Genomic DNA, 26,555 nt, shown 5'->3' with positions numbered 1-26,555 from the left:
TGGTGGGCGGGGAGGGGAGGGGTTGTGTCTCTCCTTGGGGGCGATCCACAGCCCGTATTCAGCGAACCGCGCCCGATGGCGGCTACCGCCGGGCGACGCCCTCCGCCCGCGCCGCTACCGCCACCGCCGCGGTGACCGCGGGAGCGACCCGCTCGTCGAACGGCGACGGGATCACCTTGTCCGCGCTCAGCTCGCCCGCGACGACCGCCGCCAGCGCCTCCGCGGCCGCCAGCTTCATGCCCTCGGTGATCCGCGAGGCCCGCACCTGCAGCGCGCCCGCGAAGATCCCGGGGAACGCCAGCACGTTGTTGATCTGGTTGGGGAAGTCGCTGCGCCCGGTGGCGACCACCGCGGCGTACTTGTGCGCGACATCCGGGTGGATCTCCGGGTTGGGGTTGGCCATGGCGAAGATCAGGCAGTCCTTCGCCATCGTCGCGACCGCCGACTCCGGCACCGTCCCGCCCGACACCCCGATGAAGACGTCCGCCCCGTCCAGGGCGGACTCCAGCGAACCGGACAGCCCGGACTTGTTCGTGAAGCCGGCCAGGGCCTGCTTCACCTCCGTCAGGTCCTCGCGGTCCCGGCTGACGATGCCCTTGCGGTCGCTCACCGCGACATCGCCGATGCCCGCCTCGACCAGGATCTTGGCGATGGCGACCCCCGCGGCGCCGGCACCCGAGATCACGGCCCGCAACTGGCCGAGCGTACGGCCGGTGAGCTGTGCGGCGTTGCGGAGCGCGGCGAGCGTGACGACGGCGGTGCCGTGCTGGTCGTCGTGGAAGATCGGGATGTCCAGGCGCTCCTGGAGCTTCCGCTCGATCTCGAAGCAGCGGGGCGCGGAGATGTCCTCCAGGTTCACTCCACCGAAGGACGGCGCGAGCCGGGCGACGGTCTCCACGATCTCGTCCGTGTCCCGGCAGTCCAGGGCGATCGGAACCGCGTCCACCCCACCGAACTGCTTGAACAGGATCGCCTTGCCCTCCATCACCGGAAGCGACGCCTCCGGCCCGATGTCGCCGAGCCCGAGCACCGCGCTGCCATCCGTCACCACGGCCACGACCTGAGACTTCCAGGTGTAGTCATGGACGAGCTCCGGCTGCTCGGCGATCGCGCTGCACACTTTGGCGACGCCCGGCGTGTAGGCGAGGGACAGATCGTCCTTGTCCTGGATCGGCACGGTCGACTGGACGGCCATCTTGCCGCCCCGGTGCAGCGCGAAGGCCGGATCGAAGGGCTCGCCGTCGTCCGTCGTATCGCTATCGCTGCGAGGATTCACGATCTCCGCTGCCACTTTTCTTGACCCCTTTGTCTGAATTCTGTCGAGGGTTACCGCGCCAGGTTGAGGAGCGGGCGGGCACCGCGTCCGTAGTCCCGTCCAGCAGATGGCCGGCCGCACGATGGGAGCCGCGCGGGGGGATGGCACGAACGCCGGGCGCGCCGCACGCGCGCCCTGAGCCCCGGGTGAGGGGTGTAAACGTCTTTTCTACCGGACGTACGGATCCATAGACGAGTGACTTCTGTTGCAGCACCGGACCACAACTTCACCGAAACGTCCAAGTCGGTCGGCGGAACTGCTGTCAGAAGTCCATTTACAGAGACTTCGAGCGCGTGATGATGGTCTCGTTCCACGCTCCCCACCGCGGTCCGGTCATCCGTACCGGCCCGGTGCTCCACGGGGATCGCCCGTTATCCGATTTTGACATGGCCGACACCTTGATCGGTGCTGTCCGGATGGCAAGATGCCGGAATCGCACGAGGTCATCACACTCGAAAGTGCACGCACCGCCCATCGGCCCTCACCCGCAGGAGGAACCACCATGACCGCACGCCTCACTTGTCGCTCGGCCGCTGCCAGAACCCGGATGGCCGCTGTCGGCGCGATCGCGGTCTCCGGCGTCCTGCTGCTCAGCGCCTGCGGCGACCAGACCGAGGGCGGGAAGGAGGGCGGCGAGGTCAATGGCTCCGCGGCGCCGCTCTTCGACAAGCTGCCCAAGAAGATCCAGGACGCCGGGGTCATCAAGGTCGGCACCGACGCCACGTACGCGCCGATGGAGTTCGAGGAGGGCGGCAAGATCGTCGGCGTCGACCCCGAGATCGCCATGGCTCTCGGAAAGCAGCTCGGCGTGAAGTTCCAGTTCACCAGCGGCACTTTCGACGGCCTGATCACCGGTCTCAACTCCGGCCGGTCGGACGTGATCATGTCTGCGATGAGCGACACGAAGAATCGCCAGGAGGGCCTGGACGACAAGGGCAAGAAGGCCGGCGAGGGTGTCGACTTCGTCGACTACTTCAACTCGGGCGTCTCGCTCCTCGTCAAGAAGGGCAACCCGGAGAACATCAAGTCGCTGGACGACCTGTGCGGCAAGAAGGTCGCCGTGCAGCGCGGCACCATCTACGAGACGACCTTCAAGGACCAGGCCAAGAAGTGCGACAAGGACAAGAAGGGCAAGCTCACCATCGAGTCCTTCGACACCGACGCCGAGGCCCAGACCCGCGTGAAGGCGGGCGGCGCGGTCGCCGACCTGAACGACTACCCGGTTGCCGCGTACATCGCGAAGACCGCGGGTGGCGGAAACGACTTCGAGGTCACGGGTGACCAGACCGAGGCAGGCCCCTTCGGTATCGCGGTCGACAAGGACAACACCCAGCTGCGTGACGCGATCAAGGAGGCCCTGGACGCGATCATCGCGGACGGCTCCTACAAGAAGGCCCTTGAGAAGTGGGACGTGACCGACAGCGCCGTCGACAAGGCGTCCATCAACGCCGGCTCCTGACTTCACGTACCACCTGAAGGGCAGTCGCAGTGACTGACAAGTTCGACAAGGGGGCCGCCGGCGACCCGCCCGGCGAGCCCCCGGTCTCTCCGGAGACCGCCACCCCCGTTCCACCAGAGGAGATCCGGGCCATCCCGGTGCGACACTACGGCCGCTGGGTCAGCGGTGTGATCGTGCTGGCCTTGCTGGGCCTGCTGGTCTACTCGTTCTCCGAGGGCGACATCCGCTGGGCCACGGTCGGCGACTTCATGTTCGACGACCGCATCGTCAAGGGCGCCGGCCGCACCTTGCTGATCAGCGTGCTCTCCATGCTCATCGGCCTGGTGCTGGGCGTGCTGTTCGCCGTGATGCGGCTGGCGAAGAACCCGGTGACCAGCAGTGTGGCGTGGCTGTACATCTGGTTCTTCCGCGGCACCCCGGTCCTGGTTCAGCTGCTGATCTGGTTCAACCTCGCACTGATCTTTCCGGTCCTGAATCTCGGTTTCTACAAGGACGAGATGACGGACGTCATGACCCCGTTCATGGTCGCGCTGCTCGGCCTCGGTCTGAACGAGGGCGCGTACATGGCGGAGATCGTGCGCGCCGGCATCCAGTCGGTGGAGGAGGGGCAGACCGAGGCGTCGCACGCGCTCGGCATGACCAGCACGCAGACCACGCGGCGGATCGTTCTGCCGCAGGCGATGCGGGTGATCATTCCGCCGACCGGCAATGAGTTCATCAACCTGCTGAAGACCTCGTCGCTGGTGACCGTCGTGAGCTACGTCGACCTGCTGCGCGCGGCGCAGAACATCGGCTCGGCCTCGTTCGCCGTCTTCGAGCTGCTGCTCGTCGCCTCCGTCTGGTACCTCGCCCTGACCAGCATCTTCAGCGTGGGGCAGTACTACCTTGAGAGGTACTACGCGAAGGGATCGCTGCGCAGTCTGCCACCCACTCCGCTGCAGCGGGTCAAGGTCAATCTGCTGAAGTTCACCGGCAACCGGGGAGGCGTGTGATGACCGCCATGGTGAAGGCCGAGGGCGTCCACAAGTCCTTCGGAGCGGCGCACATCCTCAAGGGCATCGAGCTGGAGGTCGCTCCGCGTGAGGTGTTCTGCCTGATCGGCCCGTCCGGCTCCGGCAAGTCCACCTTTCTCCGCTGCATCAATCACCTGGAGAAGATCAGTGCCGGGCGGCTGTACGTGGACGGCGAGCTGGTCGGCTACCGGCAGCACGGCGACAAGCTCTACGAGCTCAAGGACAGCGAGGTGGCCCGTAAGCGCCGCGACATCGGCATGGTGTTCCAGCGCTTCAACCTCTTCCCCCACATGACGGCGCTCGAGAACGTCATGGAGGCCCCGGTTCAGGTCAGGCGCGAGTCCAAGGCCGTCGCACGGGAACGGGCCGAGCGACTGCTGGACCGGGTCGGCCTGGCCGACAAGGCCGGTCACTACCCCTCCCAGCTCTCCGGCGGCCAGCAGCAGCGTGTGGCCATCGCCCGCGCGTTGGCCATGGAACCGAAGCTCATGCTCTTCGACGAGCCCACCTCGGCGCTCGACCCGGAGCTGGTCGGTGAGGTCCTCGACGTCATGCGCGGGCTCGCCGAGGACGGGATGACGATGATCGTGGTCACGCATGAGATGGGCTTCGCCCGTGAGGTCGGCGACGCGCTGGTCTTCATGGACGACGGCGTGGTGGTCGAGTCCGGTCACCCGCGGGACGTCCTGACGAACCCCCAGCACGACCGCACGAAGTCGTTCCTCTCCAAAGTGCTGTAGCAGCTGCCCAGATTGTGAAGGTCCCCGGAGCCCGCAGTGCGGGGTCCGGGGACTTCGCGTTCCATTGCTCCCGGGCTCGGGCAGGGCTCACCTGGTCCCGAGCCCTGCCGATCGATCGAGCTCGTAATAGGCTCTAAGCAAGGGCATCTGTTACCCCGATCGAGACCCATCCCAGCCGCCTCCGTAAGGAGCACAAGTGGAACTGGCCCATTACTCGGACTATGCCGTGCGCCTGGTGAACACCGAGGACCCGGCCCGGGGCAAGGACGAGCTCACCTCGGTCGAAGCGGTACGGGCCCTCTTCAGCAACGCGTCGCAGGTGGCACGTCGAGCGACGGACGCGGACGTGACTCGGCTGCGTGCCGTACGGACCCGCCTCCGGGCGGTCTTCGAGGCGGCGGACGAGCGTGACGAGGTGCGCGCGGTCGATCTGCTGAACGCGCTGCTGATGGAGTTCCCGGTCAGCCCGCAGGTCGCCGGACACGAGTACCGGGACGAGGACGGCCGCCCCAAGTGGCATCTGCACATCGCGGAACACCCGGCGAACGCCACCGCCGGGTACGCGGCGACGGCCTCGATGGGCCTGGCCGTGCACCTCTCCGAGCTCGGCGTCGACCGCCTCGGCATCTGCCAGGCGACGCCCTGTCGCAATGCCTACCTCGACACATCGACGAACCGCTCCCGGCGGTACTGCTCGGACCGCTGCGCGACCCGCGCCAACGTGGCCGCCTACCGGGCCCGCAAACGCCTGGAGACCGAGCGCTCGGAGCGCACCGAGGACCGGACGGGCCGTACGGCCGAGACCGCCCAGGAGACCAGCGCCGCCGGCGAGCGCTGACCCTTCAGGAAGCCGAACGGACGCAGCCGGACGCGGGCGCGGGCGAGGACGAAGTCATCGGGGACGGTGCCGAACTCCCGGCTGTCGTTCTCGGTAAACGGGTTGTCACCGAGCACCCACCAGCCGCCGTCGCGCCACTCCACTGCCCGCTTCACGATGAGCAGGTCCTGCTGCATCGGGTGGCGCAGCACGATCACGTCACCCGGCCGCACCGGCGCTCCGTAGTGGACGACGAGCTGATCCCCCGGCTGCAGGGTCGGCACCATGGACGGTCCGACCACGTCGGCGAGCCCGAACGGCGGTGCCGCGCGCCGTCGCCGGCCGTTCCCGGGCTCGCGGTCGCGACCCCGGTCGTATCCCTGCCACCGGTCCCCGTCCGGCATCCGGCACCTCCCGGTCAGTTCCTCCACCAGTTACCAGCCTGGCACTGGACTTTTGTCCTAAGCCCCCTGGGGCACTCGCGAAATCGCCTCCCCCACGGAGTAATCTCCCACCTGAGAAGACGATCACGAGGAAGGACAGCTTTATGCTTGCCCGCCTGTTCGCCCCGAAGGTGCAGGTCAGTGCCCACTGTGACCTGCCGTGCGGCGTCTACGACCCGGCCCAGGCCCGTATCGAGGCCGATTCCGTGAAGGCCATCCAGGAGAAGTACCAGGCCAACGAGGACCCGCACTTCCGCGCGCGGGCCATCGTCATCAAGGAGCAGCGGGCGGAGCTCGCCAAGCACCACATCTCCGTGCTCTGGAGCGACTATTTCAAGCCCCCGCACTTCGAGAAGTACCCGCAGCTGCACCAGCTGGTCAACGACGCTCTCAAGGCCGCCAGCGCCGCCAAGGGTTCGACGGACCCGTCGACCGGCCAGAAGCTTCTCGACCTGATCGCCGAGATCGACAAGATCTTCTGGGAGACGAAGAAGGCCTGAGCCCGGCCCGATCTGCATGGCCGCGCGGCACCGCCGTTCTTCATCGGTCATCAGCCATCGATCCATCTGCCGCACCCGGTCCGGGGCGTCCGGCACGGCGCCCAAGACGGACCGGGTGCGGTCGTCTTCGCCGGCTGCGTGGCGCCAGGGCCCTCCGGTCGACGGGCGGCGCGGGCTCCGGCGGTCAGACCTCGATTCCGGCCGTCTCCGGGATCGGGTGCACGACCACCGGGTAGTTCGGTGTCCCCTCGGGGATCGGGCACTGATGGACCCGGGCGGCGATCTCGGTGGCGCGCTCGATGCTGTCGCAGTCCAGCACCCAGTACCCGGCCAGCACCGCCGTGGTCTCCCCGTACGGTTCCTCGGAGATCACCGGCCTGCCGTCTTTGGCCGCGGTGACCAGCCGGGCCTGGGTCGGCTCGGACAGGCCCCGCGCCTCGACCAGCTCGCCCGACGCGGCGAGATCCTTGTTCACCGCCTCCATGAACCGGAACATCGCCTGGAGGTCTGCCTTGGACCACGCCGGGCCCGCCGTGGTGGCGCCGCTCATGGCGTCGTAGTCGGACTGCTTCCCGAGGACCATCAGCATGTACTTCATGTCGTCTCTCCTCACCATGCCGGCACCCGCATCGGGTACCTCTCGCATGAGACGTCGGAGCCCGGGGCGCGTGCTTGAGCATTCCGGCGCGCGGATGCTCGCGCGGATATTTTCGGGTGTGAGACGACCCGCACCGCGCAGAAACCCCCGAGTCGCCACATTCCGCAGCCGCAGCCACCACCACGGAGGACACGATGGCTGATCAGCCCCAGGGGGTGACCTGGCGGGTCACGGAAAGCGGGGGATTCGAGACCGCGTGGCCCGAGCTCTCCGGCACCGCCCTCCGAGCGCACGGCCGCGCCGTCGGCACGGTGCCCGGGCCGTACTGGCTCAGCTACGAACTGGAGACCGGTGAGGACTATGTGACGCGCCGTCTGCTCGTCACCGCCGACCTCGCCTCCGGCGGGTCCCGCCGGCTCGATCTGCGGCGGCAGGACGACGGGGAGTGGACGGCCGACGGGCGGCCGCTGCCGGAGGTGCGGGGAGCTCTCGACTGCGATCTCGGCCTGTCCCCGCTGACCAACGCCATGCCCGTGCTGCGGCACCGGCTGCACACGGCGCCCGGGGAGCAGGAATTCCTGATGGCCTGGGTCTCGGTGCCCGACCTGGCGGTGCGGCCGTCGCGGCAGACCTACACCCACCTCGGCCGGACGGAGGTCGGAGGGCGGGTCCGGTTCACCTCGGACGACTTCAGCAGCAACCTGGAGTTCGACCTCGACGGGCTGATCGTCACGTATCCCGGGCTGGCCTTCCGGCTCGCTCCGCGGGGCACCGGCCTGGCCGAGGAGCAGCGCCGGCACTGGCAACGGACGTATGAGGCGGATCCGGAGATCTACGGGCCGCAGCCGTCCGATCCAGCCGTGCACGCCGCGCTGGTGTTCCGCAAGGCGGGGGCCCATACGGTGCTCGAACTGGGGGCCGGGCACGGCCGGGACGCCCTGTACCTGGCGCGCGCCGGATTCGAGGTCACGGCCGCCGACTTCAGCTCCACCGCACTCGCCCGGCTACGCGACCGCGCGGAGGCCGAGGGCCTGGCCGAGCGGGTGGAGACCATGGTCGAGGACGTACGGGAGCCGCTGCCGCTGCCCGACGGAAGCGTGGACGCGGTCTTCGCCCACATGCTGCTCTGCATGGCCCTGTCCACGGAGGAGATCCGTGCCCTGGTCGGCGAGGTGGCGCGGGTCCTACGCCCGGGGGGCGTGTTCGTCTACACGGTCCGGCACACCGGCGACGCACACTACGGGACGGGGACGTCGCAGGGTGACGACATCTACGAGCACGGCGGGTTCGCGGTGCACTTCTTCGACCGCAAACTCGTGGATTCGCTCGCGGAGGGCTGGGATCTGCGCGAAGTGCACGCGTTCGAGGAGGGCACGCTGCCACGGCGACTGTGGCGGGTGACGCAGACCAGACGCCCGGAGCCGGACATGTCGACGTGAACGCACGGCGCGGACGCCGGGGCGGCGGGCGGGGTGTCGGCAGCAGCGCTGCGGGCTGACCCGGTGAACCTCCCGAGCCGTCGGCGGTGATGCCCCCGACGGCCTTGGTGATATGCGGATCACGCCAGATCTCGTGACCGAACGTTGGCGGATCACCTGCCCTCCTTACCCGGCGGTCGCCTCAAGACTGGTCACGAACCGTCACCGAACCGAACAGGGGGACCGCTGATGGCGGCCGGATCACGGGTGCTGGCGCTCGGCCACTACCAGCCCGCACGGGTGCTGACGAACGACGACCTGGCGGCCATGGTCGAGACCACCGACGAGTGGATCCGCACCCGGGTCGGCATCCGCACTCGCCATGTCGCCGCGGCGGACGAGACCGTCGACGCCATGGCCTCCACGGCGGCTGCCAAGGCGCTGGCCGGCAGCGGGGTCACGGCCGAGGAGATCGATCTCGTCCTGGTCGCCACGTGTACGGCCGTCGACCGCAGTCCCAACACCGCTGCCCGGGTCGCAGTCCGGCTGGGCCTGTCCTCCCCGGCCGTGATGGACCTCAACGTCGTCTGTGCCGGTTTCACGCATGCGCTGGCGACCGCCGACCACGCCATTCGGGCGGGCTCGGCGAGGAAGGCGCTGGTGATCGGCGTCGAGAAGTTCACGGACGTCACCGACTGGACGGACCGCTCGACGTGTGTGCTGGTCGGTGACGGCGCCGGTGCGGCGGTCGTTACCGCGGCGGACGAGCCGGGGATCGGCCCGGTGGTGTGGGGCTCGGTCCCGCAGATGGGGCACGCCGTACGCATCGAAGGCACGCCCGGGCGCTTCTCCCAGGAGGGCCAGGTCGTCTACCGGTGGGCGACCACACAACTGCCGCCCATCGCGCGGCGGGTGTGCGAGCGCGCGGGCATCCGCCCCGAGGATCTCGGGGCGGTCGTCCTCCACCAGGCCAATCTGCGCATCATCGACCCCGTCGCCCAGAAGCTCGGGGCGGTCAACGCGGTGATCGCCCGGGATGTCGTCGATTCCGGCAACACCTCGGCTGCCAGCATTCCGCTCGCCCTCTCCAAGCTCGTGGAGCGCGGAGAAGTGCCCTCCGGTGCCCCGGTTCTGCTCTTCGGTTTCGGCGGCAACCTGTCGTACGCCGGCCAGGTCATCCGCTGCCCCTAGCGTGGGTATGCCCCGGGCGGCAGACCGAACCACCTGCGGTCTCTTGCGGTCTCGGTGGGTCGGCCCCGCAGGGGCCGGCGCCCGCCGCCCGAGGCGACCCGCTCAGCGGCTGCGGCGGGTGACGAACTCCGCCAGTGCCAGGAGGTCCCCGGCCTGCGCGAGGTCGGGGACCGCGCGCGCCAGGTGGTCCATCGCCCCGGCCATCCGGATGCAGGCCTCGCCCTGTGCCCAGTCCCGGCCGCCCGCGCGCTCGATCGCCTCCGCCGCGCGCCGCAGCGCATCGCCCTCTAGCGGTCCCTCCACTCGGTAGATGGCCGCGAGTTCGGCCGCGGCGGGCTTGCCGGAGGTCAGCGCGGCAACCACCGGCAGCGATTTCTTGCGGGCCGAGAGATCGGCGCCGGCCGGTTTGCCGGTGTGCGCGGGATCCCCCCAGATGCCGATGAGATCGTCGATGAGCTGGAACGCGAGCCCTGCCTCCCGACCGAAGGCGTCCATGACGTCGACGGTCCGCTCGTGGGCACCGGCATAGAGCGCCCCCAGCGCGCAGGCGCAGCCGAGTAAGGCCCCCGTCTTGGCCTCCGCCATGGCCAGGCTCTCCTGAAGCGAGACGTCCGACCGCCGCTCGAAGGCGCAGTCCGCATGCTGGCCGTCGCACAGCTCGATGACGCATGCCGCAAGCCGCTCCGCGGCCACCGCGGCGGCCGGGTGCAGGTCCTGGGCAAGGGTTTGCAGGGCCAGGGCGTGCAGCGCGTCCCCGGCGAGGATCGCTTCGGACTTCCCGAAAACGGTCCAGGCGGTGGGGCGGTGGCGGCGCATCGGGTCGTGGTCCATGACGTCGTCGTGCAGCAGGGTGAAGTTGTGCACCAGCTCCACGGCGGCGGCCGCACGCACCGCCCGCTCGGGCCGCCCGTCGAAGGCCTGTACCGCGGCCAGCACCAGCGCGGGACGGATGGCCTTGCCGGCCGCACCGGCGGTCGGTATGCCGTCGGCGTCCTGCCAACCGAAGTGGTAAGCGACGACCCGGTGCAGCGAGGCGGGCAGTGAATCGACGGCGGCGCGCAGCGCCGGGTTCACGGCCGTGTGTGCCCGCTCGAGAAGATCGGCGGCTTCGCGGCCCTGGCGGCTGTATGTGAAGGTGTTGATGATCCCCACCCCTCGGCTTGCCTTCGCAGGTCTCCCACCTGCTCGTTCATCGTGACAGCCGCTTTCCGCCACGGGCCATTACACAAATGAGTGGGAATAGATCATGCGGTGCAGGGTGAGGGCCCACCGTGCGCGAGCGACAGGGAGCCGCGGCCGAGGACGCGCGTTCACCAGGTCGCGGCTACGCTGAGACTCACGTCGTAAACGGATAGTGCCGTCATTTTCAGACTTCGGCGGCCGACCGCGTTTCCCGGCGAGGCCGTTGTCGAGTGAGAGGTGACGGGCCGCCACCCATCGATCCGCACTGGAGAGCAGGAGGCACCACATGGCCGGGTTCCTGGACCGCGCCAAGGAGCAGGCGCAGCGCGGGATCGCGCAGGGCAAGCAGAAGCTGGACGAGGTGCAGGCGCAGCGGGCCGGGCACGACCTGCTGAGGAGACTGGGCGCGGCGTATTACGCCGAGCAGCAGGGCAGCGGCGGCTCCGAGGCGACGCAGCAGGCGCTGTCCGCCGTACAGGACCACGTCGCGGCCCACGGGGACGCCTTTCTGCGCAGCTGACCGCCCCCATACGGGCAGCTCCTGACGCCCGCCCGCGGACCCGCCCGGGCGCGCCCCGGGTCCCACTCCGCGGCGGCAGTGCCGCGCGCTCCGGCCTCGGGCTCAGGCCCCGCACGCCGGCCCCGGACTCCGGCCTCGACGAGAAACCGCAGCGGGACGCGCCACGCCTCGGCGCATGGACGGGCGGTCCCCGACGGGCCGGCTAACGCCCCGCCGCCCCTTCCCGGTACGCGGCCGCCTCCTCCAGGTCCAATCGCCGCAACAGCGTCCTCAGCATCTCGTCGTCGATCCGCCGCTCGTCACGCAGTCGTACGAACACCTCCCGCTCGGCATTGATCACCTCCCGCGCCAGCCGCCGGTAGGTGTCGTCCGCCGACTCCCCCGTCAACGCGTTGACCGTCCCCAGCCGCTCCCACACCGCGTCGCGCCGCCGCGCCAGCACGGCGTGCAGCCGGTCCTCGAGCGGCTTCGGCAAGGCGTTACGCGGGTCGGCGACCAGCTCGTCGAGCCGTCGTCGGGCCGCACCCGAGGCCTCGTTCTGCGCCTGCGCCTCAGCCAGAGTCTCCTGGCGCTCGTCACGCCCGGGGAGGCGCAGCAGTCGGATCACGGGCGGCAGGGTGAGCCCCTGAAGGACCAGCGTCCCGATCACGGTGGTGAAGGTCAGGAACAGCACCAGATTCCGGTCCGGGAACTCCGCACCGCCGTGGACGTTCATCGGGATCGCGAACGCGATCGCGAGCGAGACCACCCCACGCATTCCCGCCCAGGACACGACGAACGGGTGCGTCCATGGCGGCAGGCCTCCGGGCTGCCGCAGTACGGGCAGGTAGGTCGCGCCGTAGACCCAGACGAAGCGGGCGACGACGACCGCGGCGAACACCGCGGTCGCGTACCAGGCGGCCTGTTCCGGCGCATAGGCACCGAGGCCGCTCACCACGAACCTCAGCTGCAGTCCGATGAGCGCGAAGACCGACGACTCCAGGATGAATGCGACCATCTTCCAGACCGCCTCCTCCTGAAGCCTGGTCGCGAAATCGACCTGCCAGGAGCGATGCCCGAGGTAGAGGCCGACGACCACGACGGCGAGCACACCGGACGCATGGACCTGTTCCGCGGCCGCGTACGCCACGAAGGGAATGAGCAGGGACAGGGTGTTCTGCAGGAGCGGCTCCCTGAGCCGGGTGCGCAGCCAGTGCAGCGGACCCATCAGCAGTACTCCGACGCCCACGCCGCCCACCGCGGCGACGGCGAACTCCGCGACCCCTCCGGCCCACGTCGCCCCCTCCCCCACCGCCGCCGCGAGAGCGACCTTGTACGCGGTGATCGCGGTCGCGTCATTGAACAGCGACTCGCCCTTCAGGATCGTCGTGATCCGGGTCGGCAAGCCGATTCTCCGGGCGACGGCGGTGGCGGCCACCGCGTCCGGCGGTGCGATCACGGCACCGAGCACGAGGGCGGCCGTCAGCGGCAGATCCGGCACGACGAGGTAGCAGATCCCGCCGACGGCCGCCGTCGCGAACAGCACGTATCCGATGGACAGCAACGCCACCGGACGCACATTGGCCCGCAGCCCGAGATAGGAGCTGTCCAGGGCGGCCAGGTGCAGCAAGGGCGGCAGCACCAGCGGAAGCACGATGTCCGGGTCCAGTGTGTAGTCGGGCACGCCCGGTACGTAACTGACGGCGAGGCCGACGGCGACCAGCAACAGCGGCGCGGGCACCGGAGTGCGCCGGGCGGCGCCCGCGACGACCGCACTGCCCGCGACCAGCGACAGCAGAGGTAGTGCGTCCATGGCTCCCTTTTCGTCCCCGTCCACCGCGGTGCGCCGCCGCGCGGCCCCGGATGTCACTGGCGCGTTTTAACCTGGCCATCATGAGCGAGTGCCCACACGTCCCGGAACTCCCACGCCTCGAGCTCGACCCGCTCAGCGACACCTGCCTGGAGTGCCAGGCCATCGGCAGTGACTACGTGCATCTGCGGCTGTGCCTGGGATGCGGGCACGTGGGATGCTGTGACTCGTCGCCGCATCGGCACGCGTCGCGGCACTTCGAGGACACTGGACACCCGGTCATGCGCTCCTTCGAGCCGGGCGAAAGCTGGCGCTGGTGCTTCATCGACCAGCAGATCGTCTGAGCGCGGCCCGCCCAGGGCGGCCAACCGGGCGGGCATCCCTTCGAATTGGGCACGGCAAACCCCTAGCCACTGTCCGTACCCGCAGCCTTACAATGAGTAACGCTCCCCCAGGTTCGTGGGACCCCATCCCGCGGATCACGGTAGCGTCGCAGCCGAAGCATGTGCCACGTGGTCCTGTCCTCGCCCTCCAGCGGGGCCCGGGGCCGGCGCTCCAACCAGCTCAAACAGCTTGTGCCACCTTGGAGGTGAGGGTGTCCCAGATCGCAGGCGAGCCCGGGACCCAGGACTTCGTGGAAGTCCGGCTGCCCGCTGCGGGTGCCTACCTGTCGGTGTTGCGTACGGCCACGGCCGGACTCGCAGCGCGCTTGGACTTCACCCTCGACGAGATCGAGGATCTGCGCATCGCGGTCGACGAGGCCTGCGCGATCCTGCTCCAGCAAGCCGTGCCCGGAAGCGTGCTCAGCTGCGTCTTCCGCCTGGTCGGCGACGCTCTGGGGGTGACTGTGTCCGCCCCGACCACCGACGGTCGTGCGCCGGAGCGCGACACCTTCGCCTGGACCGTGCTCTCCGCGCTCGCCGGCGAGGTCGACTCGACGGTCGGGGAGGACCGTACGGTCAGCATCAGTCTGCACAAAAAGCGCGGCGCGGGCCCCGGACAGCCGTGACGGACGGGACGGGGAAGCCGGTGCAGGACGAGAGGCGCGGCTCGCGGGTGGTGCCCGGTGCGACCATTCCCGCGCAGCACCAGGCAGAGCGGGCAGACCACATGGACCAGGACCAGCGTCCGCAGAACCAGCGCGGGCATGAGCAGCTCCAGAAGGGGCCGCGCGGGAGCGAGCGGGACCGGCCCGAGCACGAGCCGGAGCACGCGTACGAGCACGAGCACGGACAGCTGCCCGATCCGCACGACCGCAGCGGCGCCCGGGCCCTGTTCATCCAGCTCCGGAAGTTGCCCGACGGCTCTACCGAGCGCGCCGAGCTGCGCAATCACCTGGTGCGGATGCATCTGCCCCTGGTGGAGCACCTGGCCCGCCGCTTCCGCAACCGCGGTGAGCCGCTGGACGATCTCACCCAGGTCGCCACCATCGGTCTGATCAAGTCCGTGGACCGCTTCGATCCGGACCGCGGTGTGGAGTTCTCCACGTACGCGACGCCGACGGTCGTCGGTGAGATCAAGCGGCACTTCCGCGACAAGGGCTGGGCGGTACGGGTGCCCCGCAGGCTCCAGGAGCTGAGGCTCTCGCTGACCACCGCGACCGCCGAGCTGTCCCAGCGGCACGGCCGGTCGCCGACGGTCCATGAGCTGGCCGAGCACCTCGGCATCTCGGAGGAGGAGGTGCTGGAGGGGCTGGAGTCCGCGAACGCGTACAGCACCCTCTCGCTGGACGTGCCAGACACCGACGACGAGTCCCCGGCGGTCGCCGACACCCTCGGCGCGGAGGACGACGCCCTGGAGGGCGTCGAGTACCGGGAATCGCTCAAACCGCTTCTGGAGGAGCTGCCGCCGCGGGAGAAGAAGATCCTGCTGCTGCGCTTCTTCGGGAACATGACCCAGTCGCAGATCGCCCAGGAGGTCGGCATCTCGCAGATGCACGTCTCACGGCTGCTGGCCCGCACCCTCGCGCAGCTCCGGGACAGGTTGCTCGTCGAGGAGTAGTCGGAAGCGGACGAAGCGCGCCTGAGCCCCTCCGCCGCGGTCGGGCTCAGGAGGATGTGTCGCGGGGGCCGATGCCGAGAGCCTCGGTGGCGGTCGGATTCACCAGCAGCGCCAGCACGGCCGCCGCCGTGACGGCGAGCGCCACCCCTGCGGCGATCATCCCTCCCCCCGTGCTGATCAGCGTCCAGGCGACGGGCACGGCCATGATCTGGACGATCAGCGCGGGGCCCCGGCTCCAGCGGCGCCGGAGCAGCAGCCCACGGGCGGCGGCGAGCGGCAGCGCGGCGAGCACGAGCAGCGTCAGCCCGCCCGTTTCGGCCTGCCGCGGGCTGTCCGGATCACCGGTCAGGCCCATGACGAGCACGTAGGCCCCGAAGGCGGCAAGAGCCGCGCCCTCCACCGCGGCCAGCGCGGCGGCGGCGGTCAGCCGGGCGGGGCGTGGTCCGGCAGGGGCGGTGCTGTCGGCGGCCGTGGTCTCGGCGTTCCCGGCCTTCCCGGCGCGCTCGGCGTTCTCGGGGTTCTCGGCGTGCTGCTTGCTGCTCACGCCAGCAGACTAGTCCGCGCGGAGCGGGTGCCCGGCGTGCCTCGTCCCCCGGGCTCCCGTCGGAAAGGCAGCCTCACAACCGGTGGGGGTGGGCCGCGTACCAGGGGGTAGGTAGGCTGCTGCGCATGCGCGCGCTCCTCGTGGTCAATCCGGCAGCCACCACCACTAGTGCCCGCACCCGGGACGTGCTCATCCACGCGCTCGCGAGCGACTTGAAGCTGGAGGTCGCGACGACCGAGTACCGCGGGCACGCCCGCGACCTCGCCCGCCAGGCGGCCGCGGGCGGTGAGACCGAGCTGGTCGTCGCGCTCGGCGGGGACGGGACAGTCAACGAGGTCGTCAACGGGCTGCTGCACCAAGGCCCGGCGCCCGAGGCACTGCCGCGGCTGGCCGTGGTCCCCGGCGGTTCGACGAACGTCTTCGCCCGGGCTCTCGGGCTGCCCAACGACGCCGTCGAGGCGACCGGCGCGCTGCTCGATGCCCTGCACGCGCGCACCGAGCGGACGGTCGGGCTTGGCCTGGCGTCCGGCACACCGGGCACGGAGGACGAAGAGGTGCCCGCCCGCTGGTTCACCTTCTGCGCCGGCTTCGGCTTCGACGCGGGCGTGGTGGGCCGCGTCGAACAGCACAGGGAGCGCGGCAAGCGATCGACCCACGCCTTGTACGTACGACAGGCGGTGCGGCAGTTCGTGAACGAGGCGCACCGCAGGCACGGCACGATCACCCTGGAGCGCCCCGGCGAGGACCCCGTCCGGGACCTGGTGCTGTCGATAGTCTGCAACACCGCTCCCTGGACCTACCTGGGCAATCGCCCGGTCTACGCCTCCCCCGCGGCCTCCTTCGATACGGCCTTGGACGTGCTCGGCCTCACCCGGCTCTCGGCCCCTGCCGTGGCCCGCTACGCGACCCAGTTGCTGACCTCTTCCCCCGACCGCGGACCCCGGGGCAAGCACGCCGTGTCGCTGCACGACCTGACGGACTTCACCTTGCATTCCCAGGTGCCGCTGCCTTTTCAGATGGACGGTGACCACCTGGGGCTGCGTAAGAGCGTCAGGTTCACAGGCGTACGCCGAGCACTGCGTGTGATTGTGTGAGCGGAACGGGCGAAACTCCTTTCACTCGAACGTTTAGGCCAGCCTCCACCCACTGGAAGTACGGCTGTGACCGAGACGACACCAAGGAATCAAAAAAAACTTTCCAGAAGGGGTTGTATCCGCCGCCGAGGTTTGCGAGTCTCTTCATGGCGATCGGGACGGCCCGCAACACGGCCCCCTTGAGAGCCGGAGCCCCCTCCTCATTCCCAGTGGGACCGCACCAGGCAACTGGACGACGGCCCCTTCCCTTGTGAGGGGACTCGTGAAAGCGTTCACATTCACAAGCAACCAGCTGGTAATACAAGGAGATGGAGCAGCCATGGACTGGCGTCACCGCGCCGTTTGCCGCGAGGAAGACCCCGAGCTCTTCTTCCCCATCGGCAACACCGGTCCTGCGCTGCTGCAGATCGAGGAAGCCAAGGCCGTCTGCCGGCGCTGCCCCGTGATGGAGCAGTGTCTGCAGTGGGCGCTGGAGTCCGGCCAGGACTCCGGTGTGTGGGGTGGCCTCAGCGAGGACGAGCGCCGCGCGATGAAGCGCCGCGCCGCTCGCAACCGGGCGCGGAACGCCAGCGCCTGACCCAGCCCCAGCCCCTGTGCCAGGGCGGCGCGTACGGCGTGTGCGCACCTCCCGCCCCCGAGCCGCAGCGCGCAGTACCCTGATGCTCCCCCAGAGCTTCGCCTGGGGGTTCCGCAGCACATGAGCAGTGAGCCCCGAACCGGATGGTCCGGGGCTCACTGCTGTGCTCGCCCCGTCGTATGTCGAGCCCCGACTGGGCAGTTCTCATTGCGGTCTGACTCGGTGTCAACTCAGTTCAGCGCTTCTCCGCGCGCACCGGGATGTCCAGGACCACGCGCGTACCCCGCTCCGGCGCGGCAAGCATGTCGAACGTCCCGCCCAACTCGCCCTCCACCAAGGTCCGGACGATCTGCAGGCCGAGGTTGCCGGTGCGCTGCGGGTCGAACCCCTCCGGCAGGCCGCGCCCGTCGTCCTGCACCGTCACCAGCAGCCGGCCCTCGCCACGCGACCCGCTGCGGACGGCCGACACCTCCACGGTGCCCTGCTCGCCCGGGCCGAAGCCGTGCTCCAGCGCGTTCTGCAGCACTTCGGTGAGCACCATCGACAGCGGAGTCGCCACCTCGGCGTCCAGGACCCCGAAGCGGCCCGTACGGCGCCCGGTGACCCGGCCCGGTGAGATCTCCGCGACCATGGCCAGCACCCGGTCGGCGATGTCGTCGAACTCGACGCGCTCGTCCAGGTTCTGGGACAGCGTCTCGTGCACGATCGCGATCGATCCGACTCTGCGCACCGCCTCCTCGAGCGCCTCACGGGCGCTGCCTCCCGCGGCGGCGCTGTCCATCCGGCGGGCCTGGAGGCGCAGCAGGGCCGCGACGGTCTGCAGGTTGTTCTTCACCCGGTGGTGGATCTCCCGGATGGTGGCGTCCTTGGTGATCAGCTCGCGTTCGCGGCGGCGCAGCTCGGTGACGTCGCGCAGCAGGATCAGGGAGCCGATCCGGGTGCCCTTGGGCTTGAGAGGGATGGCACGCAGCTGAATGACCCCCCCGTTGCCCTCCACCTCGGTCTCCCGCGGCGCCCAACCGCTGGCGAGCTTGACCAGCGCCTCGTCGACGGGGCCGCGGGACGGGGCGAGTTCGGCGGTGGTCTGGCCGAGGTGGTGGCCGACGAGGTCGACGGCGAGACCGAGGCGGTGGTAGGCGGAGAGGGCATTGGGGCTGGCGTACTGGACTATCCCGTCCGCGTCGAGCCGGATCAGCCCGTCGCCGACGCGCGGCGAGGCGTCCATGTCGACCTGCTGGCCGGGGAAGGGAAAGGCGCCCGCGGCGATCATCTGGGCGAGGTCGGAGGCGCTCTGGAGGTAGGTGAGCTCGAGCCTGCTGGGGGTCCGTACGGTCAGAAGATTGGTGTTGCGCGCGATGACGCCGAGGACGCGGCCCTCGCGGCGTACGGGGATCGACTCAACCCGGACCGGGACCTCCTCACGCCACTCCGGGTCTCCCTCTCGTACGATCCGGCCCTCGTCGAGGGCGGTGTCGAGCATCGGGCGGCGGCCGCGGGGAACGAGGTGGCCGACCATGTCGTCCTGGTAGGACGTCGGGCCGGTGTTCGGCCGCATCTGTGCGACGGAGACATAGCGGGTGCCGTCTCGGGTGGGCACCCACAGCACGAGGTCGGCGAAGGAGAGATCAGAGAGCAGTTGCCACTCCGAAACCAGCAGGTGCAGCCACTCGAGGTCCGATTCGGTGAGAGCGGTGTGCTGGCGTACAAGGTCGTTCATGGAGGGCACATGTGCGAGCCTACCGGTGGCGGGACTGGTTGAATGCCTGTTGAATGCTCGCCGAAGACGTAGACAGACCATAATGGTCTAGTCCACAATCGAATCGTGAAGCCTCCGTCCTCCCCGCACAGGAGGGTGGAAGGGGGCGTGTGGCGCTCTCTGCCCTGACTGCGCCGCGCCCCCGTGTGGTCGGCCGGACCGTCCGCGGGGCACCGCACACCTCGCGGCCTCGGGCGGCCGACATCAGCTCCGGGCTGCGGTGCCGGACAGGTTGAGGGTCCTGTCCCGGCGCCGCGGCCCGCGGGTGTTTCTACGGCCGGACGACGTCGCGCGGCGCTGCGGAGGCGAGGACCGGGGCCCTCGGCGGCATCACTGCTCGGTGGAGTGGGCGAGCCCGGAGACATCAGCGATGGGGTGACCGTACGACCGATGACCCCCGCTCGACGGGGGCAGGGGCCATCGGAAGGTCCGGGGCCCGCGACCGGGTCGAATGCGGCCGCGTAGTCTCACGGGGGCGATCGTGGTCCGGGGGTCAGTGCGTCTCAGTGACCTTCGCCAGAGCGCGCGGGGCGTCCGGATCCTGGCCGCGCGCGATGGTGACCTCGTACGCCAACATCTGCAGCGGGATGATCTCCAGGATCGGCTGGACCTCCTCGGCCACGCCTTCGGTCGGCAGTGCGAAGCCCGCGGAGGCCTTGTCCACCTCGACCCTGCTGCCGATGACGACCAGGTCCGCGCCGCGGGCCCGCAGCCGGTCGAGGACCGGCTGCAGCGCCTGGCCGCCCTTGCCCTCGGTCACGATCGCGATGACCGGCGAGACGTTGTCGACCATCGCGAGCGGGCCGTGCAGGAGGTCCGCACCGGAGTAGGAGAGCGCGGGGATGTAACTGGTCTCCATCAGCTTCAGCGCGGCCTCTTTGGCCGTCGGGTAGCCGTAGCCGCGGGAGGTGAGGACCATGCGCTCGGCGAAGCGGTAGCGGCCGGCCAGCGCCCTGACCTCGTCCTGGCGGTCGAGGATCCGCTGTGCGAGCTCCGGCAGGGCCTTGGCGGCGGAGCCGTCGCCACCACGCAGGCCCTCGACGAAGAGGTAGAGGGCCAGCAGCTCGGCGGTGTAGGTCTTGGTCGCCGGGAGCGCCTTCTCGGGGCCGGCGAGGACGTCGATGTGGAACTCGGAGACCGCGGCGAGCGGGGAGTTCGCGTTGTTGGTGACCGCGAGCGTGATCGCCCCGGCGTCACGGGCCGCCTGGGTGGAGGCCACCAGGTCCGGGGAACCGCCGGACTGGCTGACCGTGATGACCAGGACGTCGGTGAGGTCGGGCTTGGCGTCGTACGCCGTCGTGGTGGACATGGAGGTCAGACCGCACGGCTTGCCCAGCAGGATCTCCAGCAGGTACTTCGCGTACAGCGCCGCGTTGTCGGAGGTCCCGCGGGCGGTGAGCAGGACGAAGCGGGGCATCCGGGCCGCGATCTGCTCCGCCACCTCCCGGATCCTCGGCGCCCCCTCGTCGAGCAGCCTGCTCAAGACCGCGGGCTGCTCGGCCATCTCGCCGGACATGATCCGGCCCGGCCGCTCGTCATGCTGGGCCGGAGTCGTGGCGGACATGCTGGGTGCCTCCAGTGTGCTGTGTGCTGTGCTGTCCACGGCCGTCAACGACCGGCGCCTTTGCCGGTGATGACCTCCGCGGCGGCCCGTCCGCAGACGCGGGCGGCGCCATGAGTCGCGATGTGCAGCGCTCCGGTCGGCGGCGCATGGGGCACCCCCATCTCGACGACGACCGTGTCCGGCCGGGCAGAGGTCAGGGATTCCAGTGCGTCGGCCATCCAGGAGTGCCGGTGGACGTCGCGTACCACTGCGACGATCCTACGGTCAGCCGCGTCGCGGAGCACACTCGCGATCACCGCGGCCGGCCCGTTCTCCGCCGCATCCGCGCTGCCGTACGCACCGGTCTCGGTGCCGGGCAGCAGCCGGGCCAGCTCGGCCGCCACGCCCCAGGGAGTCTCGTGGCCCACGGCGATGTTGGCGACCGGGGTGAAGGCGACGACGTAGGGGGGCGCGTCGATCGGCTGGTACGCGCCGGGGGCCGTCACCCTCAAGGCCCGGCGGGCGGCTGTCAGGCCCACCTCGGGCGCCGGTGCGGTCTCCCCGGCTCCCGCCTCGACCGTCCATGCGGCCAGCGCCCGGACGCGGGCGGCTGCGTCGGCGAGCCGTTCCTCGTCAAGCTCGCCCTGGTGCACGGCTCGTACGAGGGCGTCGCGCAGCCGCAACACCGTGTCCTCGTCGGCCAGTCCCCCGCCGACACAGATCGCGTCGGCTCCAGCGGCGATGGCCAGCACACTGCCGCGCTCGATGCCATAGATCGCCGAGATCGCCCGCATCTCCATGCCGTCGGTGACGATCAGCCCCTCGAAGCCGAGGCCTCCTTCGGTGACCGAGGCTCTCAGCAGGCCCCCCAGGGCGGACCGGCTGAGCGTCACGGGAGAGGAGGGGTCGAGGGAAGGCAGCAGGATGTGCGCGCTCATTACGGCCTTGGTGCCCGCCTCGACGGCGGCCCGGAAGGGCACGAGTTCCCGCGAACAAAGGGTGTCGAGATCGGCGTCGATGTGCGGCAGGTCGTGGTGCGAGTCGACGTTCGTGTCGCCGTGCCCCGGGAAGTGCTTGGTGCAGGCGGCCACTCCGGCGTCCTGGAGACCCTCGATGTACGCGGCGGTGTGCCGGGCCACGAGGTCCGGTTCGGCGCCGAAGGAACGAACTCCGATGACCGGGTTGTCGGGGTTGGAGTTGACGTCCGCGGAGGGAGCCCAGTTGAGGTTCACCCCGCACTCGGTGAGCCGGCGGCCCAGCTCGCGGGCGACATCCCGGGTCAGCTTCGGGTCGTCGACGGCCCCGAGGGCCAGGCTGCCGGGGAAGGACGAGCCGGTCCGGACCTCAAGCCGGGTGACGTCCCCGCCCTCCTCGTCGATCGCGACGAGCACATCACCGCGCTCGGCCCTCAACTGCCTGGTGAGCTCGGCGAGCTGCTCCGGCGAGGAGATGTTCCGGCCGAACAACCCGACCGCGGACAGACCTTCACCGAGACGGCGAAGGAGCCAATCGGGAGCGCTGGTGCCAGTGAATCCGGGTTGAAGGACGGCGAGGGCATCGCGGGCGAGGCTGCCGGTGGCCATGGATCCAGGCTTCCCCGAGGAGGCCGTGCCGCCGTCTGCGAGGGACGTCATGAGGGCGTGCTACCCCTTCACTGCACCGGAGGTGAGGCCGGCAGCGACCTTGCGCTGCACGATCAGGAAGAAGATCACCACAGGCAGCGCGATGAGCGTCGCGCCGGCCATCTGGGCGCCGTAGTCGACGCCGCGCGAGGTTGCGAAACTCACCAGCCAGATGGGCAAGGTCTGCTTGTCGTTGCTGGAGAGGAGCACGTAGGCGAGGACGTACTCGTTCCACGCCTGGATCAGGGCGTAGATGGAGGTCGCCACGAGTCCCGGGGCGACCAGCGGGAAGATCACCTTGCGGAAGGCGCCCATCCTGCTGCAGCCGTCCACCATCGCCGACTCCTCCAGCTCCTTGGGGATGTTGACGATGAAGCCGCGGAGCATCCACACGGTGTAGGGCAGGATGAAACTCATGTAGACGAGCACGACGCCCCAGAGCTGGTCGACTCCGTCGAAGGCGTTGAGCTGGATGTAGAGCGGGATGATCAGCGCGGTCTGCGGGACCATCTGGACCGCGAGCAGCGCGACCATCAGGCCCTTGCGCCCGTAGAAGCCGAAGCGGGCGATGGCGTACGCGGCGAGCAGGCCGATGGCGATCGCAATGGTGACCGTGCAGATGCCGACGATGACGCTGGCCTGGAGGTTGTCCCAGAAGGTGGGCGAGTTCACCGCGGTGCGGAAGCCCCGCAGCGTAGCCTCGCTGGGCCACAGCCTCAGATCGTAGGAGTACAGGTCCTTCTGCGGACTGAATGCCCCCTTGACCAGCCAGTACACCGGGAAGGCCATGACTGCGAAGGTGAGCAGCCCGAGAAGGTTGTATCCGGACTTCGTCACCCGGCGGCGGGTGCGGACGGCGGAAATACTCACTCGTCCTCTCCGATCTTCAGCATCTGACGCAGGTAGAACAGCGAGATCCCGAGCAGCAGGAGCATGGTGATCAGCGCGATGGCCGCGCCTTGGCTGAAGGAGTTTCCGGTGAAGGCCGCGTTGAAGGCGTACAGGCCCAACAGTTCGTACTCCGCTTCCACATGGGCGCCGCGCATCAGCCACACCTGCTCGAAGACGGCGAAGTCCCAGATGACGGAGAGGGTGGTGACCATGGTCAGCACCGGCTTGATGACGGGCAGGGTGACGTGCCGGAAGATGCCGAAGCCCTGGGCGCCGTCCATCCTCGCCGCCTCCTCCAGCTCCTGAGGGACCTGGGTGAGGGCCGCGTAGAGGGTGATGGCGATGAAGGGCAGGGCACCCCAGACGACGACGAGGACGATCACGCCGAAGCCGGACCAGGGGTTCACGAACCAGTTGTGGCCGCGGTAGTCCAGACCGGCAGCGCTCAGCAGGGAGTTGGCGAAGCCGTAGTCGGAGTCGAACAGCCAGCGGAAGATGGAGGTCGCCACCAGCCGGGGGATCGACCAGGCGGCGACCAGCGCCGCGATGATCAGCAGCCGGACCCAGGTGGAGATCCGCTGCATCAGCATCGCCATCAACAGCCCGAGCCCGATGCTGAGCAGCACGCAGACGACGACGAAGAGCGCGGAACGGGCGGCCACCACCCAGAAGTGGGAGTCACCCAGGATGCGCGTGTACTGCTCGAGGCCCACCCAGGCCGCCGGCAGGTTCCCCCAGAGGTTGTTCCTGCGCATGTCCTGGAAGGAGAGGATGATCATGTGGATCATCGGCCAGCCGAGGACCGCGCCGAGCCCGACGACGGCGGGGGCGATCAGGGCGTACGGCAGGGGGGTGCGCCGGGGGCGGCGGCCTGCCTTCCGGGGCTCCCGCGGCCGGTCTGCAGATGACCTGGCGGCGTCCGTCTTGGGCGCGGCTGCCTGCGCCTCGGCGGTGGTCATGAGGGTTCTCCTCGCTGGGTGGGAGGGGCCGGCACGGAGCCCGGAGCCTGGGCGCCGGTCGGCCCCTCCCGCGGTGCGTGGCAGGTTGCGTGTGCGCGGTGTTGGCCGTCGCTCGCCTCCGGGCGCGCGCGGGTGCGCGCGCCCTTCGGCTCACTCGGCGTACGGGACGATCAGCCGTTGTTGATGATGGCGTCGACCTCGGCGTCCGCGGCCTTGGCCGCTTCCTTGGCCGACTTCTTGCCGGTCGCCACATCGACGAGCATCTGCTGGAGGATCTGCTTCTTCTCGATGGACGCCCAGCCGGGTGCGATCGGAGTGAACCAGGCGCCCTCGACGGCGTTGGCGGACGCGGCCGTCTCCGGCTTGCTCTTCAACGTCTCGAGCTGCTTGGTGTTGTTCGGCAGGGTGTTCTTGCCGACGAGCACGTCCTGGGACTTCTCGCTGGTGAACATCTTGATCCAGTCGGCAGCGAGGTCCTGGTTCTCGGAGCGCTGCGTGATGGCCAGGTCGGAGCCTCCGATGAAGGACGGCAGCGTCTTGCCCTGAGGACCGGGGAAGGCGAAGGTCTTGATCTTGCCTTCGAGCTTGGGGTCGCCGGCCTTCTTGTCGAAGACGACGCCGGCCTCCCAGCCGTTGCCGTACATCACCGCGGACTTCTTCTGGGCCATCACCGCGGACTGGTCGGCCTCGTCCTTGGTCTTGTCACCGCCGTAGTACTTCTCGACGAGGTTCGCCCAGTGCTCGATGCCCTTGACGGACTCGGGCGAGGAGAGGTTCGCCTTCCACTTGCCGCCGTCCTCGGTGGCGATGGATCCGCCGTACGCCGTGACGTAGGACATCGCCGCGTACCAGTAGCGGCCCGGCATGAAGAAGGACGAGAAGCTCTTGTCGGAGCCGTACTTCTGCTCGAGCTTGTCGAGGGCCGCGGTGAGCTCGTCCTCGGTCGTCGGGGCCGCCTTCACGCCGGCCGCCTTGAACATGTCCTCGTTGTAGATGCCGACGCGCGCACCCGCGTAGTACGGGACGCAGTACATCTTGCCCTCACTGGAGCAGGTGTCGACCAGACCCTTGATCCAGCTGTCGGAGTTGTCGTATTGCTTCGGGTCGATCTCGGCGAGCGCGCCGTTGAGGATGTACTGCATGGTCTCGGTGTTGCCGAGCTCCACGACATCGGGGGCGCCCTTGCCGCTGAGTGCGGCGTCCAGCTTCTGGACCTTGTTCGGCCACTGCTGGTAGTCGACCTTGACGTTGACCTTCGGGTACTTCTTCTTGAACTCGGCGTTGACCTCCTTGACCAGCTCGGGCCACGCCGTCTGAGCGTCGACCATGAGCCAGACCTTCAGGTCGCCGGTACGCTCCTTGGGGTCCTTGTTCGCATTGCCCCCACCGCCGGAACCGCATGCCGCGACGCCTGCGACCATAGCCGCGACGCCGACCGCCGCAATCAGCTTGCGCTTCACGTCACCCTCCTTAAAGGGATGCCAGAAACCCCCACCCCGGAGTCCGCTGAGTCACAGGGGACTCGTTCACGGGCGCGCACCGTCTGTGGCTCTGGGACGTGGTCATCTAGTGGTTTAGACCAGTGACCCGCAGCTTGGCCTAGACCTATATAGGTGTCAAGGGTGTATAAGAATCGCTGTCGAGTCCGTTATCGGACCGACACCTGGGTGGGAGGCGCGCACTGAGCGAGGCCGGACCGTGCCACGATGTGAGCTGCTACAGACGGAGGAGCCGGTGACGGCAGCACGACAGCAGTCGGGAAGGCTGGCCATGGAGACCGACGAGGACGCCGCGGAGAACGGCAACGGCGCTCTGGGGGCGCGGACCGCACGCGTGCCCAAGTACTACCGGCTCAAGAGACACTTGCTGGAAATGACCGAGACCATGCCACCGGGGACTCCGGTCCCGCCGGAGCGCACCCTCGCCGCCGAGTTCGACACATCCCGTACGACCGTGCGCCAGGCCCTTCAGGAGCTGGTGGTCGAGGGTCGGCTGGAGCGGATCCAGGGCAAGGGCACGTTCGTGGCGAAGCCCAAGGTCTCCCAAGCGCTGCAACTCACCTCGTACACCGAGGACATGCTGGCGCAGGGCCTCGAACCGACCTCCCAGCTCCTGGACATCGGCTACATCACGGCCGACGACCGGCTGGCGGGTCTGCTCGACATCGCGACCGGCGGGCGGGTGCTGCGCATCGAGCGGCTGCGGCTGGCGAGCGGTGAGCCGATGGCGATCGAGACAACACATTTGTCGGCAAAGCGCTTTCCCGCCCTTCGCCGCAGCCTGGTCAAGTACACCTCCCTCTACACAGCCCTCGCCGAGGTTTACGACGTCCACCTGGCAGAAGCCGAGGAGACCATCGAGACCTCCCTGGCCACACCGCGCGAGGCCGGGCTGCTGGGCACCGACGTCGGGCTGCCGATGCTGATGCTGTCCCGGCACTCGCTCGACGCGGACGGCAATCCGGTGGAATGGGTGCGCTCCGTCTACCGCGGAGATCGCTACAAGTTCGTCGCACGGCTCCAGCGACCCCAGGAGTGACCGTCCCCGCGGGCCTGATCCCCCCTGGCTGACCTGGGGGTTTCA

Annotated in this window: 26 protein-coding genes; 14 read left to right on the top strand and 12 right to left on the bottom strand. The window is 69.4% G+C overall.

Annotation, left to right across the window (positions count from 1 at the left end; all coding sequences use genetic code 11):
* Positions 1-82: 82 nt before the first annotated feature.
* Positions 83-1,291, bottom strand: coding sequence for an NAD(P)-dependent malic enzyme (locus ACTWQI_RS17165; RefSeq protein ID WP_443271330.1), 1,209 nt, complete (start codon positions 1,289-1,291; stop codon positions 83-85).
* 526 nt (positions 1,292-1,817) lie between these two features.
* On the opposite strand from ACTWQI_RS17165, the gene ACTWQI_RS17160 reads away from it, so the two are divergent.
* From ACTWQI_RS17160 to ACTWQI_RS17145, 4 genes are all read left to right on the top strand, one after another.
* The gene (locus ACTWQI_RS17160; protein ID WP_443271328.1) at positions 1,818-2,774 is read left to right on the top strand and encodes an ABC transporter substrate-binding protein; all 957 of its coding nucleotides are present in this window, start codon (positions 1,818-1,820) and stop codon (positions 2,772-2,774) included.
* A 29-nt stretch (positions 2,775-2,803) separates the two neighbouring features.
* Positions 2,804-3,766, top strand: a complete 963-nt coding sequence (locus ACTWQI_RS17155; protein WP_443271326.1) for an amino acid ABC transporter permease — start codon at positions 2,804-2,806, stop codon at positions 3,764-3,766.
* Positions 3,763-4,527 carry an amino acid ABC transporter ATP-binding protein gene (locus ACTWQI_RS17150; RefSeq protein ID WP_443271324.1) on the top strand — a complete coding sequence of 255 codons (765 nt, stop codon included), beginning with the start codon at positions 3,763-3,765 and terminating at the stop codon, positions 4,525-4,527. The genes ACTWQI_RS17155 and ACTWQI_RS17150 overlap by 4 nt, the downstream gene beginning before the upstream one ends.
* A 196-nt stretch (positions 4,528-4,723) precedes the next feature.
* A complete protein-coding gene (locus ACTWQI_RS17145; protein ID WP_443271322.1) occupies positions 4,724-5,365 on the top strand; it encodes a CGNR zinc finger domain-containing protein in 642 nt (213 codons plus the stop codon).
* Here the strand turns inward: ACTWQI_RS17145 and sodX are convergent.
* Complete coding sequence (gene sodX / locus ACTWQI_RS17140; protein ID WP_443271361.1) at positions 5,257-5,748, bottom strand: nickel-type superoxide dismutase maturation protease; 492 nt, start codon at positions 5,746-5,748, stop codon at positions 5,257-5,259. The two genes, ACTWQI_RS17145 and sodX, sit on opposite strands and share 109 nt — an antisense overlap.
* A 143-nt stretch (positions 5,749-5,891) precedes the next feature.
* On the opposite strand from sodX, the gene sodN reads away from it, so the two are divergent.
* A complete protein-coding gene (sodN, locus tag ACTWQI_RS17135) occupies positions 5,892-6,287 on the top strand; it encodes a superoxide dismutase, Ni (RefSeq protein ID WP_443271320.1) in 396 nt (131 codons plus the stop codon).
* A gap of 184 nt (positions 6,288-6,471) precedes the next feature.
* Here the strand turns inward: sodN and ACTWQI_RS17130 are convergent, their stop codons facing one another.
* Positions 6,472-6,885: a YciI family protein gene (locus tag ACTWQI_RS17130; protein ID WP_443271318.1), complete on the bottom strand. Its 414-nt coding sequence runs from the start codon at positions 6,883-6,885 to the stop codon at positions 6,472-6,474.
* A 194-nt stretch (positions 6,886-7,079) separates the two neighbouring features.
* Between ACTWQI_RS17130 and ACTWQI_RS17125 the strand changes: the two genes are divergently transcribed.
* Entirely contained in the window at positions 7,080-8,324 is a 1,245-nt protein-coding gene (locus ACTWQI_RS17125; RefSeq protein ID WP_443271317.1) for a putative glycolipid-binding domain-containing protein, read from the top strand.
* 228 nt (positions 8,325-8,552) lie between these two features.
* Positions 8,553-9,494 (top strand): beta-ketoacyl-ACP synthase III, encoded by a 942-nt coding sequence (locus ACTWQI_RS17120; protein ID WP_443271315.1) that lies wholly within the window; start codon positions 8,553-8,555, stop codon positions 9,492-9,494.
* Positions 9,495-9,596: 102 nt separating this feature from the next.
* Here ACTWQI_RS17120 and ACTWQI_RS17115 read toward each other — a convergent pair whose 3' ends face one another.
* Entirely contained in the window at positions 9,597-10,646 is a 1,050-nt protein-coding gene (locus ACTWQI_RS17115) for a family 2 encapsulin nanocompartment cargo protein polyprenyl transferase (protein WP_443271313.1), read from the bottom strand.
* A gap of 316 nt (positions 10,647-10,962) precedes the next feature.
* Here ACTWQI_RS17115 and ACTWQI_RS17110 point away from each other — a divergent pair, with 316 nt between their 5' ends.
* Positions 10,963-11,196, top strand: a complete 234-nt coding sequence (locus ACTWQI_RS17110; protein ID WP_443271312.1) for a hypothetical protein — start codon at positions 10,963-10,965, stop codon at positions 11,194-11,196.
* Positions 11,197-11,398: 202 nt separating this feature from the next.
* Here the strand turns inward: ACTWQI_RS17110 and ACTWQI_RS17105 are convergent, their stop codons facing one another.
* On the bottom strand, positions 11,399-12,988 hold the full coding sequence (locus ACTWQI_RS17105; protein ID WP_443271310.1) for a Na+/H+ antiporter: 1,590 nt from the start codon (positions 12,986-12,988) through the stop codon (positions 11,399-11,401).
* Positions 12,989-13,068: 80 nt separating this feature from the next.
* Between ACTWQI_RS17105 and ACTWQI_RS17100 the strand changes: the two genes are divergently transcribed.
* From ACTWQI_RS17100 to ACTWQI_RS17090, 3 genes are all read left to right on the top strand, one after another.
* On the top strand, positions 13,069-13,329 hold the full coding sequence (locus ACTWQI_RS17100; protein WP_443271309.1) for a UBP-type zinc finger domain-containing protein: 261 nt from the start codon (positions 13,069-13,071) through the stop codon (positions 13,327-13,329).
* Positions 13,330-13,580: 251 nt separating this feature from the next.
* Positions 13,581-13,994: an anti-sigma regulatory factor gene (locus tag ACTWQI_RS17095; protein ID WP_443271306.1), complete on the top strand. Its 414-nt coding sequence runs from the start codon at positions 13,581-13,583 to the stop codon at positions 13,992-13,994.
* 101 nt (positions 13,995-14,095) lie between these two features.
* Complete coding sequence (locus ACTWQI_RS17090) at positions 14,096-14,986, top strand: RNA polymerase sigma factor SigF (RefSeq protein WP_443271360.1); 891 nt, start codon at positions 14,096-14,098, stop codon at positions 14,984-14,986.
* 46 nt (positions 14,987-15,032) lie between these two features.
* On the opposite strand, the gene ACTWQI_RS17085 is transcribed toward ACTWQI_RS17090, so the two are convergent.
* The gene (locus tag ACTWQI_RS17085) at positions 15,033-15,530 is read right to left on the bottom strand and encodes a hypothetical protein (RefSeq protein WP_443271304.1); all 498 of its coding nucleotides are present in this window, start codon (positions 15,528-15,530) and stop codon (positions 15,033-15,035) included.
* Positions 15,531-15,655: 125 nt separating this feature from the next.
* Between ACTWQI_RS17085 and ACTWQI_RS17080 the strand changes: the two genes are divergently transcribed.
* Complete coding sequence (locus tag ACTWQI_RS17080) at positions 15,656-16,624, top strand: diacylglycerol/lipid kinase family protein (protein WP_443271302.1); 969 nt, start codon at positions 15,656-15,658, stop codon at positions 16,622-16,624.
* 319 nt (positions 16,625-16,943) lie between these two features.
* Positions 16,944-17,201, top strand: a complete 258-nt coding sequence (locus ACTWQI_RS17075; protein WP_003983230.1) for a WhiB family transcriptional regulator — start codon at positions 16,944-16,946, stop codon at positions 17,199-17,201.
* Between the two features lie 235 nt (positions 17,202-17,436).
* On the opposite strand, the gene ACTWQI_RS17070 is transcribed toward ACTWQI_RS17075, so the two are convergent.
* From ACTWQI_RS17070 to ACTWQI_RS17045, 6 genes are all read right to left on the bottom strand, one after another.
* Positions 17,437-18,918: a sensor histidine kinase gene (locus ACTWQI_RS17070; RefSeq protein ID WP_443271300.1), complete on the bottom strand. Its 1,482-nt coding sequence runs from the start codon at positions 18,916-18,918 to the stop codon at positions 17,437-17,439.
* 532 nt (positions 18,919-19,450) lie between these two features.
* Complete coding sequence (locus tag ACTWQI_RS17065; protein ID WP_443271299.1) at positions 19,451-20,521, bottom strand: SIS domain-containing protein; 1,071 nt, start codon at positions 20,519-20,521, stop codon at positions 19,451-19,453.
* Between the two features lie 44 nt (positions 20,522-20,565).
* Entirely contained in the window at positions 20,566-22,083 is a 1,518-nt protein-coding gene (locus ACTWQI_RS17060; RefSeq protein WP_443271359.1) for a glycoside hydrolase family 3 protein, read from the bottom strand.
* A 60-nt stretch (positions 22,084-22,143) separates the two neighbouring features.
* Positions 22,144-22,992, bottom strand: a complete 849-nt coding sequence (locus tag ACTWQI_RS17055) for a carbohydrate ABC transporter permease (RefSeq protein ID WP_443271297.1) — start codon at positions 22,990-22,992, stop codon at positions 22,144-22,146.
* Positions 22,989-23,972 carry a carbohydrate ABC transporter permease gene (locus tag ACTWQI_RS17050; RefSeq protein WP_443271295.1) on the bottom strand — a complete coding sequence of 328 codons (984 nt, stop codon included), beginning with the start codon at positions 23,970-23,972 and terminating at the stop codon, positions 22,989-22,991. Before ACTWQI_RS17050 ends, ACTWQI_RS17055 begins: the two co-directional genes overlap by 4 nt.
* 170 nt (positions 23,973-24,142) lie before the next feature.
* Positions 24,143-25,432: an extracellular solute-binding protein gene (locus ACTWQI_RS17045; protein WP_443271294.1), complete on the bottom strand. Its 1,290-nt coding sequence runs from the start codon at positions 25,430-25,432 to the stop codon at positions 24,143-24,145.
* Between the two features lie 310 nt (positions 25,433-25,742).
* Between ACTWQI_RS17045 and ACTWQI_RS17040 the strand changes: the two genes are divergently transcribed.
* Positions 25,743-26,510: a GntR family transcriptional regulator gene (locus ACTWQI_RS17040; protein ID WP_443271358.1), complete on the top strand. Its 768-nt coding sequence runs from the start codon at positions 25,743-25,745 to the stop codon at positions 26,508-26,510.
* The last annotated feature ends 45 nt before the right edge of the window (positions 26,511-26,555 follow it).

Origin of the sequence: Streptomyces sp. KR80 (genome assembly GCF_052245555.1) — a bacterium.
GTDB lineage: Bacteria > Actinomycetota > Actinomycetes > Streptomycetales > Streptomycetaceae > Streptomyces.
The sequence above is the reverse complement of the archived record's forward strand: the minus strand, read 5'-3'. Positions and strand labels throughout refer to the sequence as shown.

Excerpts from the sequence above, each read along its gene's own strand:
- ACTWQI_RS17160 (WP_443271328.1), top strand. The coding sequence starts at position 1,818 with ATGACCGCACGCCTCACTTGTCGCTCGGCCGCTGCCAGAACCCGGATG.
- sodX (WP_443271361.1), bottom strand. The coding sequence starts at position 5,748 with ATGCCGGACGGGGACCGGTGGCAGGGATACGACCGGGGTCGCGACCGC.
- sodN (WP_443271320.1), top strand. The coding sequence starts at position 5,892 with ATGCTTGCCCGCCTGTTCGCCCCGAAGGTGCAGGTCAGTGCCCACTGT.
- ACTWQI_RS17130 (WP_443271318.1), bottom strand. The coding sequence starts at position 6,885 with ATGAAGTACATGCTGATGGTCCTCGGGAAGCAGTCCGACTACGACGCC.
- ACTWQI_RS17125 (WP_443271317.1), top strand. The coding sequence starts at position 7,080 with ATGGCTGATCAGCCCCAGGGGGTGACCTGGCGGGTCACGGAAAGCGGG.
- ACTWQI_RS17120 (WP_443271315.1), top strand. The coding sequence starts at position 8,553 with ATGGCGGCCGGATCACGGGTGCTGGCGCTCGGCCACTACCAGCCCGCA.
- ACTWQI_RS17110 (WP_443271312.1), top strand. The coding sequence starts at position 10,963 with ATGGCCGGGTTCCTGGACCGCGCCAAGGAGCAGGCGCAGCGCGGGATC.
- ACTWQI_RS17105 (WP_443271310.1), bottom strand. The coding sequence starts at position 12,988 with ATGGACGCACTACCTCTGCTGTCGCTGGTCGCGGGCAGTGCGGTCGTC.
- ACTWQI_RS17100 (WP_443271309.1), top strand. The coding sequence starts at position 13,069 with ATGAGCGAGTGCCCACACGTCCCGGAACTCCCACGCCTCGAGCTCGAC.
- ACTWQI_RS17090 (WP_443271360.1), top strand. The coding sequence starts at position 14,096 with ATGGACCAGGACCAGCGTCCGCAGAACCAGCGCGGGCATGAGCAGCTC.
- ACTWQI_RS17080 (WP_443271302.1), top strand. The coding sequence starts at position 15,656 with ATGCGCGCGCTCCTCGTGGTCAATCCGGCAGCCACCACCACTAGTGCC.
- ACTWQI_RS17075 (WP_003983230.1), top strand. The coding sequence starts at position 16,944 with ATGGACTGGCGTCACCGCGCCGTTTGCCGCGAGGAAGACCCCGAGCTC.
- ACTWQI_RS17070 (WP_443271300.1), bottom strand. The coding sequence starts at position 18,918 with ATGAACGACCTTGTACGCCAGCACACCGCTCTCACCGAATCGGACCTC.
- ACTWQI_RS17065 (WP_443271299.1), bottom strand. The coding sequence starts at position 20,521 with ATGTCCGCCACGACTCCGGCCCAGCATGACGAGCGGCCGGGCCGGATC.
- ACTWQI_RS17060 (WP_443271359.1), bottom strand. The coding sequence starts at position 22,083 with ATGGCCACCGGCAGCCTCGCCCGCGATGCCCTCGCCGTCCTTCAACCC.
- ACTWQI_RS17050 (WP_443271295.1), bottom strand. The coding sequence starts at position 23,972 with ATGACCACCGCCGAGGCGCAGGCAGCCGCGCCCAAGACGGACGCCGCC.
- ACTWQI_RS17040 (WP_443271358.1), top strand. The coding sequence starts at position 25,743 with ATGGAGACCGACGAGGACGCCGCGGAGAACGGCAACGGCGCTCTGGGG.